The 14,245-nt window shown below is 73.6% G+C and carries 14 protein-coding genes; 5 read left to right on the top strand and 9 right to left on the bottom strand.

Going from position 1 to position 14,245, the window contains the following annotated elements:
• The first annotated feature begins 5 nt into the window (after nucleotides 1–5).
• From ACFFKU_RS14495 to ACFFKU_RS14475, 5 genes are all read left to right on the top strand, one after another.
• Nucleotides 6–1,223 (top strand): ABC transporter ATP-binding protein, encoded by a 1,218-nt coding sequence (locus ACFFKU_RS14495; protein WP_380139001.1) that lies wholly within the window; start codon nucleotides 6–8, stop codon nucleotides 1,221–1,223.
• Between the two features lie 77 nt (nucleotides 1,224–1,300).
• Nucleotides 1,301–2,389 carry an endonuclease/exonuclease/phosphatase family protein gene (locus ACFFKU_RS14490; RefSeq protein WP_380138999.1) on the top strand — a complete coding sequence of 363 codons (1,089 nt, stop codon included), beginning with the start codon at nucleotides 1,301–1,303 and terminating at the stop codon, nucleotides 2,387–2,389.
• Nucleotides 2,390–2,592: 203 nt separating this feature from the next.
• On the top strand, nucleotides 2,593–4,155 hold the full coding sequence (locus tag ACFFKU_RS14485) for an HNH endonuclease (RefSeq protein ID WP_380138998.1): 1,563 nt from the start codon (nucleotides 2,593–2,595) through the stop codon (nucleotides 4,153–4,155).
• A 648-nt stretch (nucleotides 4,156–4,803) separates the two neighbouring features.
• Entirely contained in the window at nucleotides 4,804–5,715 is a 912-nt protein-coding gene (locus tag ACFFKU_RS14480) for an NAD-dependent epimerase/dehydratase family protein (RefSeq protein ID WP_380138996.1), read from the top strand.
• Nucleotides 5,716–5,731: 16 nt separating this feature from the next.
• The gene (locus tag ACFFKU_RS14475; RefSeq protein WP_380138994.1) at nucleotides 5,732–6,295 is read left to right on the top strand and encodes a dihydrofolate reductase family protein; all 564 of its coding nucleotides are present in this window, start codon (nucleotides 5,732–5,734) and stop codon (nucleotides 6,293–6,295) included.
• A gap of 2 nt (nucleotides 6,296–6,297) precedes the next feature.
• Here ACFFKU_RS14475 and ACFFKU_RS14470 read toward each other — a convergent pair whose 3' ends face one another.
• The 9 genes from ACFFKU_RS14470 to ACFFKU_RS14430 form a co-directional block, all read right to left on the bottom strand.
• The gene (locus tag ACFFKU_RS14470; protein WP_380138993.1) at nucleotides 6,298–6,765 is read right to left on the bottom strand and encodes a DUF3180 domain-containing protein; all 468 of its coding nucleotides are present in this window, start codon (nucleotides 6,763–6,765) and stop codon (nucleotides 6,298–6,300) included.
• Complete coding sequence (gene folK, locus ACFFKU_RS14465; RefSeq protein WP_380138991.1) at nucleotides 6,762–7,292, bottom strand: 2-amino-4-hydroxy-6-hydroxymethyldihydropteridine diphosphokinase; 531 nt, start codon at nucleotides 7,290–7,292, stop codon at nucleotides 6,762–6,764. The genes ACFFKU_RS14470 and folK overlap by 4 nt, the downstream gene beginning before the upstream one ends.
• Nucleotides 7,289–7,702: a dihydroneopterin aldolase gene (folB, locus tag ACFFKU_RS14460; protein ID WP_380138990.1), complete on the bottom strand. Its 414-nt coding sequence runs from the start codon at nucleotides 7,700–7,702 to the stop codon at nucleotides 7,289–7,291. Before folB ends, folK begins: the two co-directional genes overlap by 4 nt.
• Nucleotides 7,699–8,499, bottom strand: coding sequence for a dihydropteroate synthase (gene folP / locus ACFFKU_RS14455; protein WP_380139351.1), 801 nt, complete (start codon nucleotides 8,497–8,499; stop codon nucleotides 7,699–7,701). Before folP ends, folB begins: the two co-directional genes overlap by 4 nt.
• A 62-nt stretch (nucleotides 8,500–8,561) precedes the next feature.
• Nucleotides 8,562–9,140, bottom strand: coding sequence for a GTP cyclohydrolase I FolE (gene folE / locus ACFFKU_RS14450; protein WP_380138988.1), 579 nt, complete (start codon nucleotides 9,138–9,140; stop codon nucleotides 8,562–8,564).
• Nucleotides 9,137–11,149, bottom strand: coding sequence for an ATP-dependent zinc metalloprotease FtsH (ftsH, locus tag ACFFKU_RS14445; RefSeq protein WP_380138987.1), 2,013 nt, complete (start codon nucleotides 11,147–11,149; stop codon nucleotides 9,137–9,139). Before ftsH ends, folE begins: the two co-directional genes overlap by 4 nt.
• A 143-nt stretch (nucleotides 11,150–11,292) precedes the next feature.
• Nucleotides 11,293–11,844 carry a hypoxanthine phosphoribosyltransferase gene (hpt, locus tag ACFFKU_RS14440; RefSeq protein ID WP_380138985.1) on the bottom strand — a complete coding sequence of 184 codons (552 nt, stop codon included), beginning with the start codon at nucleotides 11,842–11,844 and terminating at the stop codon, nucleotides 11,293–11,295.
• 26 nt (nucleotides 11,845–11,870) lie between these two features.
• The gene (gene tilS, locus ACFFKU_RS14435; RefSeq protein WP_380138983.1) at nucleotides 11,871–12,956 is read right to left on the bottom strand and encodes a tRNA lysidine(34) synthetase TilS; all 1,086 of its coding nucleotides are present in this window, start codon (nucleotides 12,954–12,956) and stop codon (nucleotides 11,871–11,873) included.
• A 1-nt stretch (nucleotide 12,957) separates the two neighbouring features.
• Entirely contained in the window at nucleotides 12,958–14,211 is a 1,254-nt protein-coding gene (locus ACFFKU_RS14430) for an Rv3626c family coenzyme F420 biosynthesis-associated protein (protein WP_380138982.1), read from the bottom strand.
• Between the last annotated feature and the right edge of the window lie 34 nt (nucleotides 14,212–14,245).

Raw genomic sequence — 14,245 nt, 5'->3', positions numbered from 1 at the left:
CCCAGGTGAGCAGTGATGAGTCCGGTCCCTCCGCCGATCTCCTCGGGACGCGGAGCCGCGCCACCGATCCGGACGCTACCGTCGAGGCCGGCGTCGAGCGTGACATCGTGATCCGCCTCGACGGCGTCGGCAAGCGGTACCCCGACGGCACCGAGGCCGTCCGCGACCTGACGATGGAGGTCCACCGCGGCGAACTCATCGCCCTCGTCGGTCCCTCCGGGTGCGGCAAGTCCACCATCCTGCGGATGGTGAACCGGCTCATCGAACCCACCAGCGGCAGCGTGTGGCTCGACGGGCGCGACGTGACCCACGCCGACGTCGTGCAGCTGCGCCGGGGCATCGGCTACGTGATCCAGGCCGGGGGTCTGCTGCCCCACCAGGACGTGCGCACGAACGTCTCGACCGTCCCCCGGCTCCTGGGCTGGGAGGCGAAGAACGCGCGCCGCCGGGCCGACGAGCTGCTCGACCTCGTCGGCCTGCCGCCGGGGCAGTTCGGCTCGCGCTACCCCGGTGAACTCTCCGGCGGGCAGCAGCAGCGGGTCGGCGTGGCCCGGGCGCTCGCCGCCGATCCGCCGGTGCTGCTCATGGACGAACCGTTCGGGGCCGTCGACCCGCTGGTCCGGGAGCGCCTGCAGACCGAGTTCCGGCGGATCCAGAACGAGCTGCAGAAGACCGTGCTGTTCGTCACCCACGACCTCGACGAGGCGGTGCGGCTCGGCGACCGGATCGCGGTGTTCTCGACCGGCGGGGTCCTCGAGCAGTTCGCCGCGCCCGACGAGCTGCTGGCCGACCCGGCCTCCGACTTCGTCGTCCGCTTCATCGGTTCCGACCGCGGACTGCGGCGGTTGTCGGTGACCCCCATCCGGGTCGACGACCTGGAGAAACCGACCACCCTCACCCCAGGGGACGGGATCGCCTACGCAGCAACGGCTCTGGAACTCGACTCGCGGTCCTGGGGAGTGGTGCTCGACGCCACGTCCGGGACGCCGCTGGGCTGGGTGCCGCGCGGCGTGCTGACCCAGGCCAGCCGGAACGGGGGTCAGGACGGCCGGGTCGGCGACCACCTGCAACCCTTCGAGAACTCGGTGCAGAGCAGCGAGACGTTGCGCACCGGGTTCTCGACGCTGCTCGCGCAGGAGCAGCGGTTCCTGCCCGTGCTCGACGGCGACCGCTACCTCGGCGTGCTCACCCCCGACGTCGTGCACACCGCCCTGCGCCGCTGAGAGGGCACTGAGGCGGGTCCCCCGTCCCGTCCACCGGACGGTCGGACGGCGGTCGGGCCGTCGGGCACGATGGCCGGGTGCGTGCGGCGATCCGGGTCCTCTGCGGGGCCTACGGACTCCTCGCCACGCTCGCCGTCCTGCTGGTCGCCGTTCTCGGGGACCGCAGCGCGATCAGCTACACCGCAGGGTTGCTCGCGTTCTGGTGGCTGCTGCCCGCCCCCGGTGCGGCGCTGCTGCTCGCGGCGACGTTCCTCGGGCGGCCCGAATCCGGAGCCCCGGACCGGGTCCGCCACCGGACCCGCGGCCGTCGCCGTCGCCGTCGCGGGCTCGTCCCGGCGACGACCCTGCTGCTGCCGGTGCTCGCCGCCGGGTGGCTGCTCGGCCCCTACGTCGTGCCGGGCCGCGGGTCCGACGCCCCCGCCGACCTCGTGGTCGGCGCCTTCAACACCTCCGGCGGAGCCGGGCTGCGGGCCCTGGCCGACATCTCCGCCGGACCCGAGCGACCCGACGTCTGGCTGCTGCAGGAGGTGACGGTCTGGACCCGCCCGGTCGTCGACGAACGCCTCGGCGGGGAGTACCCCTACCGCGTGTACTCCCCGGACGAGAACGAGGTCGACGGCTGGGCCGTCCTCTCCCGCTACCCGGTCCTGTCGTCGGAACCCGTGACGGGACTGCCCGAGGGTTCGCGCGGTGCCGGACTGGTCACCCTCGACGTTGACGGCCGCGAGGTGGACGTCGTCTCGATCCACCTCGCCTCCCCCTGCCTCGGTTGCGCCGGTGACGCCGTCGAGCGCAACCCGGCCGGCCGCACCGGGGACGCCGCCCGCGTCCGGGTCGAGGAGGCCCGCCGGCTGGCCGAACTCTCCCGGGCCGCCGACGCCCGCGGGCGGCCCGTCGTCATCGGCGGCGACCTGAACTCCTCGGACCTGAACCAGCCCCTGCGCATCCTGACCGGCGGGGTGCTGGACACCGGCGCCGGGGACGGTGGCCTCGTGGACACGCACCGTGCGGTCGGGAACCGCCCGCAGCTGACCCGCGGCCAGAACCCCGGTTTCGCGCGGGTGGACGTGCTGCTCGTCGCCGGCTTGGAACCGTTGCGCGACGCGGAGGGTTGGGCGGGGCGGAGCACGCACTCGCCGGTGATCGGGTGGTACGCCTGGGCGTAGGCGGTGCGCCCCGTCCACAGGTCGAACGTTCAATGCTGGTTCTCCACAGTTCTGGGACGTCGGGTCGACCGGGGTGCGAGAGTCCAGAAGTATTGCTGCACAACGCTTGCTGCTCGGTCTTGGGAACCCGTGGTGGTGACGAAACTCTGGACGCGAAGATCGTTCTAGTCTAGAATCGAACAGACGGACGAGGGGGTGGAGCAGTGCTCGAGATCGACGAACTCGACAGCGCGCTCGCCCTTCTCACCCGTCCCGGGAGGGGCGGGACGGCCACCGGGGTGGAGACGAGCGCACTCACCGACGGCCGCCTCGTCGACGTCATCGCCGGGTTGGAGAAACTCAAGCGGCTCGCCTGCGCCGTGCAGGCCGAAGCCACCGCTGCCCTCACCGCCTCCGTCCGTGCCGCCGACGCCGCGCGGGGAGTTCCCGCCGCCCGTCGGGGTCGCACGGTAGCTCCGATGGTCGCCCTCGCTCGCGGGGTCTCCGAAACCCTGGGTTCCCGGCACGTGGGTGCCTCGACCGCTCTCGTCCACGAGATGCCCCGTACCCACCAGGCGCTGCGGGAGGGACGGATCGAGGAATGGACCGCGCACCAACTGGTCGCCGCGACCGCCTGCCTGTCCGTCGAGGACCGGGGGCGGGTCGATGAGGCGTTGACCAAGGAGCTCACCCGGCCCGGGCAGGCCGGCCACCGTATCGCCGGGGCGGCCCGCGCCCTTGCCCAGCAGCTCGACCCCGCCGCTGCCGTCGCCCGCGCCCGACGCGCCGAGACCGAACGCCGCGTCACGTTGCGACCTGCTCCCGACGCGATGACCTACCTGACGGCTCTGGTCCCCATGAAGGACGGCGTCCGCGCCAAGGCCGCCATCGACCGAGCCGCGACCGCTGTCCTCGGGTCCGGGGACCGCGCCGAGGGGGACGAACGAACGCACGCCCAGATCGGTGCCGATCTCTTCGTCGAACGCCTCACCGGTTCGAACCCGGTCACCGAACCCGCCCCCGTCACCATGAACCTCGTCATGACCGACCAGACCTTGCTGGGGGGCGACGCTCCGGCCGTCGTCCCCGGTCTGGGTTCCGTGCCCGCCGAGCTCGCCCTAGAGCTGTTCTCCGGCGCGGTGGTCGAGGACCAGGCCTGGGTGCGGCGGTTGTGGCTCACCACCGACCGCACCCGCCTGGTCGCGATGGAGTCCCAGGCGCGGCTCTTCCCAGCCGGCCTCGCCGACTTCATCACCCTGCGCGACCAGCGCTGCGCGGCCCCGTTCTGCGGGGCGCCGATCCGCCACCTCGACCACGTCGTCCCGCACGCCCGCGGCGGGCCGACCACGGAACGCAACGGACAAGGGCTCTGCGTCCGGCACAACCAGACCAAGGAACTCCCCGGGTTCACCGTCACCCGCGACCACGAGAACGCCGTCACCACCTGGTCGACGCCGACGGGACAGTGTTACGCCACCACCGACCCACCACCCCTGGGGTACCCCGAACTCCCGCCCGACCCGTCGTCCAGCGTTCCGGTCATGGACGGTCGAGGGCGAAGCCTGCCCGGAGGCGGCGCCGATCAGGCCGAGCGCTCTTCAGGCCCTCTCAGGGTGAGGGCGGCTCGGGCGAGCTCGTCGACCGTGAGCACGGCGCGGTCCGCCTCGTTGCGGAACTGGGTCAGGGCCACGGCGACCCCGTCGGGGCGGACGGAGAACACGGTCGTGCCCGGGATCCCGTCGGCGGCGGCCATGGAACCCGGGTACTCGGCCACCACGACGGGGTGACCCTCGACGTCGAGCACCCGACAGGTGTCGCCGGCACCGGCGCTCGGTCACCGCTGACGCCGGCCATCCCGAGCACGGGTCCAGGTCGAGGGAGGCCAGGTCCGGGCCCGGTGCCCAGACGGCGGAGGTGAAGACGCCGCCGGACCGGGCGTAGGAGAGGCGCCCGTCAGCACCGAAGCGGGCCCCGACCTCCTCCGCCCACCCGCCCCCGGAGACCCGGTCGCGCACCTCGCGGTCCCACGCCTCGACCGACGGGGCAGGAAGCTCCTCCGCGCCGTCCGCCGAGGTGGTCCACCGGTCTCCCCGGGCCGGTCCGCGCCAGATGACCGTGGTGCCGTCCTGGTAGGTCACGGTGACGGCTCCCACCGGCGCCCCCGCGGGCGGGCTGGACGAGGTGGTGGTGGGCGAGGTGGTGGTGGTCGCCGACGCGGCCGGGGCCGGCGCGGGAGCCACCGCGGCCGGTGAATCGGCCGGGGGATCCCCGGGCCCGCACGAGGCCAGCAGCGGAAGAACACCCAGCAGCACCGCGGGGCGCAGCGATCGGAACGTTCCGTGGTCCGTCATGACGGTAGGACGATCACGAGGCCCCTGAGGTTGCACCGGTCGCCCGCCCTGGCGGGACGGGGAATGGGTGGTTGGCTGGACAGCATGCGCATCTTCTTCACCGGCGGCAGCGGCAAGGCCGGTCACCACGTCGCGCCCTTCCTCGCCTCGCAGGGACACCAGGTCACCAACGCCGACCTCACCCCGCTCGGGCACGACGACGTCACCGACCTCCGCGTCGACCTCACCGACGCTGGTCAGGTCTACTCGGCCATGGCGGGCATGCCGACGTTCGACGACCTCGACGCGCCGGGCCACGAGGGTGGGTCGGCCTACGACGCCGTCGTCCACTTCGCGGCCATCCCCGCCGTCCTCATCGCCCCCGACGCGACGACGTTCGCGACGAACATCACCGCCCACTACAACGTGCTGGAGGCCGCGACCCGCCTCGGCGTCCGCAAGGTGATCTTCGCGTCGTCGGAGACGACGTACGGGATCTGCTTCGCCCACGGCGAGCGCAAGCCGCTGTACCTCCCGGTGGACGAGGAGCACCCGGTCGTGCCCGAGGACTCCTACGCCATGTCCAAGGTGGCGGGCGAGGTGATCTCCCGCTCGTTCCACGCGCGCACCGGCGCCGACGTCTACGGGTTCCGGATCAACAACGTGATCGAACCGCACGAGTACGCCGAGAAGTTCCCCGCGTTCCTGGACGACCCGGCGCTGCGGCGGCGCAACATCTTCGCCTACATCGACACCCGCGACCTGGGCCAGATGACGCTGCGCGCGCTGGAGACCGACGGGCTCGGGTTCGAGATGTTCAACGTCGCCAACGCCGACCTGTCGGTGGCCGCGACCACGGGCGAGATCATCGAGACGTTCTACGACGGCGTCGAGGTCCGCAAGGAGATGGGCCGGGACGAGACCTTCTACAGCATCGACAAGGCCCGGAACCTGCTCGGATACTCACCGGAGCACTCCTGGCGCGACGTGCTCGAGGACCCTCGAACGAAAGCCTGACCTGAGGACGGACGCGATGCGACCGCTGCGGTACTCGATCAACACCACGCTCGACGGGTGCTGCCACCACGAGGCGGGGCTCGGTCCGGACGCGGAGTCCATGGCGTACTGGACCGCGCAGATGTCGCGGGCCGATGCCCTCCTGCTCGGGCGGGTGACGTACCAGATGATGGAGAGCGCCTGGCGGAAGCCGCCGGCGGGAGACTGGCCCGACTGGATGGGCGCGGACGACCGGCCCTTCGCCGAGGCCATCGACGGGGCCCGCAAGCACGTCGTGTCGAGCACGCTGGACCGGGTCGACTGGAACGCCGAGCTGCTGCACGGCGACCTGGAAACGGCGGTCCGTGCCCTGAAGGAGGAGCCGGGACAGGGGTTGTGGGTGGGCGGCGTGACGCTCCCCCGGGCCCTGGCCGATCTCGGGTTGATCGACGAGTTCGAGTTCCTCGTCCACCCGGTCCTGGCCGGACGAGGGCCCACGCTGCTCGCCGGCCTGCGCGAGCAGATCGACCTCACGCTGGTGGAACGACAGGAGTTCCGGTCGGGCGTGATCGCCGCCCGCTACCGGCCCACGGCGCGGTGACCTCAGGCCAGGGTGGTCGGAGGCGTGTCCTCGTCCTCGGGGACGCGGCACCACCGCTCGACGACCAGACCGGCGATGAGCAGCAGCACCGAGACGAGCAGGTCGACCAGCGCGATCCACAGCTGGTCGCGACGCGCGGCGATCGCGAACGTCGGGAGGAACTGGACCACGTACCCGGTGAAGAACCCGGCCAGGGCGGCTCCCGCGTGCGAACCGGCCTTGGCCAGCGCCGCCGTCCGGGCGGCGCGCAGCGCGTCGATGCGGCGCTGCTTCTCCCCGCGCACCCACTGCCGCACCGGCCATCCGATCCCGAGGACGGCGATCGCCAGTAGCGACAGCGTGACGACGGTGCGCCAGACCAGGTCCGGCTCGGAGCGGCCGGTGTCGACCCAGATGCGCAGCCCGGTCCAGGTGAGGACCCCGACCGCGAGGAAGAGGACGACCAGGACGACGGGACGGGTGGGCCTCACGAGGACGCCTCCGGAGCCGTCGCCGTCCGGACCGCGGCGAGCAGGTCGGCGACGCGGCCGCCGTGCGGGCCGGGCAGCACCGCGTCCGGGTCGACCTCGACCCACGGGGCCAGGACGAACTCCCGTTCGTGGGCGCGCGGGTGGGGCAGGACCAGGCCGGACCCGGCGCCGTCGCGGAGGTCCAGGACGGACTCGCCGTGGGTGACCACGTCGACGTCGATCACCCGCGGCCCGTCGACGACCTTCGTGCTCCGGTCCAGGCCCAGCGCGGTCTCGACGGTGTGCGCGACCTCGAGCAGCGCGGTCGGTCCCAGCGTGGTGCGGCCCAGGACGACCGCGTTGACGAAGTCGGGCTGGTCCGGGACGGCCCCGACCGGGCGGGTGCGCAGGAACGAGGACACCGCGGTGACCTCGAACCCCGGGGCCTCGTGCAGCAACCGGACCGCCGAGCGCAGCGTGCTCGCGGTGGCCCCCACGTTGGCGCCCAGGGACAGGACGACCGGGGTGCTCGCGGGTCCGTCGCTCACGGCCGCACCCGGCGGAGCACCAGCTCCACGTCGTCGAACGGGACCTCGACCGGCGCGGCCGGCTTGTGCAGCACCACGTCGACCGCCGCCACCAGCGGCGAGGCGTCGAGGCAGTACCGGGCGCAGCGCGCGCCGACGGTCTCCAGCAGGTCGGCCGGCTCCCCGGCGAGGATCGCCACCAGCCCGGCCGCCAACGGGCCGTAGTTGACGGTGGCGGTGAGGTCGTCGTCCGCCGCGGCCGCCCGCGTGTCGAGGTGCAGCGCGACGTCGAGGCGGAACACCTGTCCCAGCTCGCGCTCGGCGGCCAGGACCCCGTGCCGGCCGCGGGCGCTCAATCCGCGCAGCACGATGCGGTCCAGGACCCGACCCTGCGCGTCGAGGACCGGCCCCGCGGCCTCGAGCGCGCTCACCGGGCCGCTCCGCGCCAGGCCTCGGCGACCCGGACCGCGGCGACCGACGCGGCGACCTCGTGCACCCGCACCCCCCAGACGCCGTGACCGGCGGCGAGGGCGGTGACGGCGGCGGTCGCGTCGTCTCGCTCGGCGGGGGCCGGCGTGGTCCCGTCCGAACCCGTCAGCAGCGTGCCGAGGAAGCGCTTGCGGGAGGCGCCCACCAGCAGCGGGAAGCCGAGCCCGGCCAGCTCGTCCAGTCCCGCCAGCAGGGCCCAGTCCTGGGCACCGATCTTGGCGAACCCGAGCCCGGGGTCGAGCACGAGCCGTTCGGGGACGACCCCGGCCCCCAGCACCACCTCGACGCGGGCGGCGAGCTCGGCGCGGACCTCGGCGACCACGTCGTCGTAGACGGCGAGGGAGTTCATGACGTCGGAGAACCCGCGCCAGTGCGAGAGCACGTAGCCGCAGTCGAGGTCGGCCACGACGGCCGCCATGCCCGGGTCGGCCAGACCTCCGGACACGTCGTTGACCAGCACCGCACCCGCCTCGACCGCGGCGCGCGCGGTCGAGGCCCGCATGGTGTCGATGCTGACTGCGACGCCGGCCGTGCTCAGCTCGCGCACGACGGTGACGACCCGCTCGAGCTCCTCGGCGGGATCGACCCGGCGGGCTCCGGGCCGGGTGGACTCCCCGCCGACGTCGACGAGGTCGGCCCCGGCCGCGTGCAGGGCCAGGCCGCGGCGGACCGCGTCGTCGGCGGCCAGGAAGGACCCGCCGTCGGAGAAGGAGTCCGGGGTGACGTTGAGGACGCCCATGACCCGGGTCCGCGACGACGGCGCCAGCAGCGCACCCACCCCGGACAGCAGCCCGGGTCCGGTCACCGGTCGGCCATGATGAGGCTCATGGCCTCCGCGCGGGTGGCCGCGTTGCGCAGCGAGCCGCGGACCGCCGAGGTGACCGTCTTGGCGCCCGGCTTGCGGACCCCTCGCATCGACATGCAGTTGTGCTCGCACTCGAGGACGACGATGACCCCGCGCGGGTGCAGCGACGCGACCAGGGCGTCGGCGACCTGGCTGGTGATCCGCTCCTGCAGCTGCAGGCGACGGGAGTAGACGTCGACGATGCGGGCCAGCTTGGACAACCCCGTGACCCGCCCGTGCGGGCCGGGGATGTACCCGACGTGGGCCAGACCGTGGAACGGCAGCAGGTGGTGCTCGCAGGTCGACTGGACCTCGATGTCCTTGACCAGCACCAGCTCGTCGTGGTCGAGGCCGAAGTCGGTGGCCAGCACCTCGGTCGGGTCCTGGAAGGACCCGGCCAGCAGCTCGGCCCAGGCCCGGGTCACCCGGGCCGGGGTGTCCCGCAGCCCTTCCCGGTCCGGGTCCTCACCGAGGGCCAGCAGCAGCTCGCGGACCGCCGCCTCGGCCCGGGGGGCGTCGAAGGCCGCCGTCGTCACCGCTGGTCGTCGTTCGCCGTGCGGTCGACCTGGTGCCCCCGCGACGACTCGGTGCTCAGGGGCACCTGGAAGCCGGAGCGGTGCCCGTTGACGGCACCGTTCTCGCGGGGCCCGGTGACCGGCGGGATGTCGGAGACGGCCCGACGCTCGCTGGACAGCCAGACCGGTCGCTGCGGGCGCTTCACGACCGGCGCGAAGATCTCGGCCAGCTCGGCCTGGTTCAGCGTCTCCTTCTCCAGCAGCGCGACGACCAGGGCGTCGAGGACCGGACGGTGCTCGACCAGGACCTCCCAGGCCTCGTCGTGGGCGGCCTCGATGAGGCGGCGCACCTCCTCGTCGACGATGCCCGCGACGCCCTCGGAGTAGTCGCGCTCGTGGCCCATGTCGCGGCCGAGGAAGACCTCGCCCCCGCTCTGCCCGAGCTTGATCGCCCCGATCCGCTCGCTCATCCCGAACTGGGTGACCATCTTGCGGGCCATCCCGGTCGCCTTCTCGATGTCGTTCGAGGCGCCCGTCGTCGGGTCGTGGAAGACGAGCTCCTCGGCGACGCGCCCGCCGAGGGCGTAGGCGAGCTGGTCGAGGATCTCGTTGCGCGAGGTGGAGTACTTGTCCTCGGTCGGGAGGACCATCGTGTACCCGAGCGCGCGACCGCGGGGCAGGATCGTGACCTTGGTGACCGGGTCGGTGTTCGGCAGGGCCGCGGCGACCAGCGCGTGACCACCCTCGTGGTACGCGGTGACCTTGAGCTCCTTCTCGCTCATCCGCCGGGTCCGCTTCTGCGGGCCGGCCATGACCCGGTCGATCGCCTCGTCCAGCGCGGCGTTGTCGATGACCTTGGCGTCGGCGCGGGCGGTGAGCAGCGCGGCCTCGTTGAGCACGTTGGCCAGGTCGGCGCCGGAGAACCCGGGGGTCCGGCGGGCGACCGAGAGCAGGTCGATGTCGGTGGCCAGGGGCTTGCCCTTGCCGTGCACCTGAAGGATCTTGTGCCGGCCCTCCATGTCGGGGGCCTCGACGGCGATCTGGCGGTCGAAGCGGCCCGGGCGCAGCAGCGCCGGGTCGAGGATGTCGGGGCGGTTGGTGGCCGCGATGAGGATGACGTTGGTCTTGACGTCGAACCCGTCCATCTCGACCAGCAGCTGGTTCAGGGTCTGCTCGCGCTCGTCGTGACCGCCGCCCAGCCCGGCGCCGCGGTGGCGGCCGACGGCGTCGATCTCGTCGACGAAGATGATCGCGGGCGCGTTGGTCTTGGCCTGCTCGAACAGGTCACGGACGCGGGAGGCGCCGACCCCGACGAACATCTCGACGAAGTCCGAGCCGGAGATCGAGAAGAACGGGACCCCGGCCTCGCCGGCCACGGCCCGGGCCAGCAGCGTCTTGCCGGTGCCGGGCGGACCGTAGAGCAGGACGCCCTTGGGGATCTTGGCCCCGACGGCCTGGAACTTGGCCGGGTCCTCCAGGAACTCCTTGATCTCGTGCAGTTCCTCGACGGCCTCGTCGGCCCCGGCGACGTCGGCGAACGTCGTCTTCGGGGTGTCCTTGCTCATCAGCTTGGCCTTGGACTTGCCGAACTGCATGACCCGCGACCCGCCGCCCTGCATCTGGGACATGAGCCACCAGAACAGGACCAGCAGCAGCAGGATCGGACCGATGGTGAACAGCAGCGTCGTCAGGATGCCCTGGCGCGGGACCTCGTCGGTCACCCCGCCGGGGGGCGGGGACGCCTCGAGCGCGTCGACCACGTCGACCCCGCGCTGGGCGACGTAGTAGGACACGACCGTGCTCGCCCCGTTCACCTGCTGACCCTCCTTGAGGGTCAGGGTGATCTTCTGCTCGCCGTCGGTCAGCGTGGCCTTCTCGACCCGGTTCGCCTGGATGATCGACAGCGCCTCGGTCGTGGACACGTCGGTGGTGCCGCGGGACGTCAGGAAGGACGCGCCGAGCGCCACCGCGGCGATCGCGACGAGGATCCAGACCAGTGGACCACGCAGAATGCGCTTGAGATTGGGCATCAGATGGAGGGGTTCCCCCCCGTCCCTCCTGCTCGCACGGACGACTCTTGACCATACCCCGGGCTCGTGCCCGGACTCCTGCTACCGGGAACGGGCGGTGAACCCCCGGTGTTCCGGGGCCGGGCTGGGAGTCGCCTGGGAACTCAGCTGTAGACGTGCGGGGCCAGCGTGCCCACGCACTTCAGGTTGCGGTAGCGGTCGGAGTAGTCGAGGCCGTAGCCGACGACGAACTCGTTGGGGATGTCGAAGCCGACGTAGGCCACGTCCACGACGACCTTGGCCGCCTCGGGCTTGCGCAGCAGCGCGCACACCCGCACCGAGGCCGGGCCCCGCGAGGACAGGTTGGCGATCAGCCAGGACAGGGTGAGACCGGAGTCGATGATGTCCTCGACGATCAGCACGTGGCGCCCGGAGATGTCGGCGTCGAGGTCCTTCAGGATGCGCACCACGCCCGAGGACTTGGTGCCCGAGCCGTAGGAGCTCACCGCCATGAAGTCCATCGACAGCGGGATCGACATCGCCCGGGACAGGTCGGCCATCACCATGACCGCGCCCTTGAGGACCCCGACCAGCAGGACGTCCTGACCGGCGTAGTCGCGGTCCAGCTCGGCGGCGAGCTCACGGATCCGTTCGGCCAGCTGTTCCTCGCTGAGCAGCACGTGCTCGAGGTCGGTCCCGGTGTCCGTGGCGTCCACGCAGTCCACTCCCGTGCGGTTCGGAGTCAGGCGCTGACGGGACCGACCGGCGGCCCTCCTCGGTCCGTCCGGACCGGCGCGAGCCTGAGCCTGCCATACGCGCCGCCCGCCTCGCGCCGGGCCTCGACCCGGTGGCCCGCCGGCCCGGGCAGGTGCAGCGGACCCTGCCCGCGCCAGCGCAGCAGCAACCCGTCGAGGGCGTCGACGTGCCCCGCGGTCAGGTCCTGGGCGGGGCTGCCGGCGGCGAGCGCCCCGCGGCGCAGGTGCCGTCGACGCAGGGCGGCGGGCGCCTCGAGCAGCGTCGCGACCGGGGCGCAGAGCTCCCCCGCGCTCCACGCCCAGGGGTCGGTGGCCGCCGCGAGCGCGTCGAGGGCGTCGGCGTCGTCGCGGGCCGCCCGGGCGGTCCGGGCCAGGGCCGCGGCCACGCCCGGGCCGAGTTCGGCCTCCAGCACGGGCAGGACGGTGTGCCGGACCCGGGCACGGGCGGTGGCGGGGTCGGCGTTGGTCGGGTCCTCGTCGACCTCGACGGGTCCCCCGGGCCCGGCCCCCAGCGAGGACCGGACCAGCTCGCGGGGCAGCGCCAGCACCGGGCGGCGCAGCTCGGCCGCGCACCCCGGCAGGGGTCGTCGGGCCGGCATCCCGGCCAGCGAGCGCGGGCCGGAGCCGCGGGCGAGGCCGAGCAGGACCGACTCGGCCTGGTCGTCGCGGGTGTGCCCGGTGAGGACGGCGCGGGCGTCGAGTGCGGCGGCGGCCGCGGCGAGGGCGGCGTAGCGGGCGTCGCGAGCGGCCCCCTCGGGACCACCCGGTCGGCCCACCGCGACCCGCGGGCTCACGACCGGGTCCAGCCCGACGGCACGACAGGCGGCGACCGCCCGGGCGGCGACCGCGGCCGAGTCCGGACGCAGGCCGTGGTCGACCACGACGGCCCCGGAGCCGGGACGCTCCTCGGCCAGGGCGAAGGCCAGGGCCAGGGAGTCGGCCCCGCCACTGCAGGCGACCAGCACCAGCGCGTCGGGGGGCAGGTCGGCGAGCGCCGCCCGGACGGCGCGGCGCACCTCGAGCCGGTCCCGGGCGGGGACGGCGGCGGAACCGGCGGCCGGGGCGCGGTCCACGTCAGCGCAGGACGCGGGCGACCCAGGCCGGAGGGTCGGCGATCTCGGCGGGTGTCGGCAGGGTCTCCGGCCCGGTCCAGACCGCGTTGAAGTCGTCCCAGCCGACCGTGTCGACGACCCCGCGCACGAAGCTCGCCCCCTCGGCGTACTGGCGCAGCTTGGCGTCGAGGCCGATGACCCGGCGCAGCACCGAGTCCAGACCGCCGCGGCCGCGCCGGCGCTCGGTGAACGCGGCCCGGATCTGCTGCACGGTCGGCACGTACCGGGGTCCGACCTCGTCCATCACGACGTCGGCGTGCCCCTCGAGCAACGACATCACGGCGACGACCCGGGCGACGGCGGCCCGCTGCTCGGGCGTCTGCAGCAAGTCGGTCAGGCTCTGCCCCGACCCCGACCCCGACGCCGACCCCGACGCGTCCCCGGCCTCCTCGTCACGGCTGTCCCGCAGGATCCCCGGCAGCCCCTTGAGGACTGCGGCGAGCCGGTCGGCGAGGTCCTGCGGACGCCCGACGAGGTCGCCCGAGAGCTCCCGGGCCTGCTCGGTGATCCAGCGGCGCAGCCAGGGGTTGGCCCCGAACTGCAGCCGGTGGGTCTCCTCGTGCAGGCAGACCCAGCGGCGGAAGTCGCGCGGGACCAGACCGAGCTCCTGCTCGGCGGCCACGATGTTGGGGGCGACGAGCAGCAGCCGCCCGGGCTCGCCCGCGTCGACCCCGGTGAAGACGTCGAACTGGCCGAGGACCTTGCCCGACAGCAGGCCCATGAGCCCACCCATCTCGACGGCGGTGGTGCGCCGCCCGAGGGCGGTGGTCGCCTGCTCGGCGCGCGCGGCCGCCGCGCCCCGGACCCCGGCGCGCGTCGGCGACGTCCGCTGGGGTCGGACCTGGACCGGGCCGAGCAGGTCGGCGAACGCGGCGATGTTGGCCCGCACCCAGGAGGCGCGGTCGACCACCAGGGCCGGGGGTTCCTCGGCGACGGCCGGGTCGCGACGCATCCGGGCGGTCGCGGCGACGGGTTCGACGGCCTCGGCCGCGGCGGCCCGCAGGTCGGCGACGGCCTCGGCGGCCTCGGCGGGGCTGCTGCCCGGCCCGGGACGCACGACGCGCGCCCCCAACCGGGCCGCGAGGTCGAAGTCGATGAAGTCGCCGATCGGGCGGCTGGGGGCCTCGTCGGGCTCGGCCACCGGGTTGCCGGGGGTCCCGGAGGGGATCTCGGAGAGGGGCGCCGTGGAGCCGGGCGGGACGCTGTCGGCGCGCATGGCAGCACCGTACGGGAGGGTCCCGGCCCGCGGC

The organism is Kineococcus gynurae, from assembly GCF_042433995.1.
GTDB classification, from domain to species: Bacteria; Actinomycetota; Actinomycetes; order Actinomycetales; family Kineococcaceae; genus Kineococcus; species Kineococcus gynurae.
Note: the sequence above shows the minus strand (reverse complement) of the source record. Positions and strands in the feature narration are given on the sequence as shown.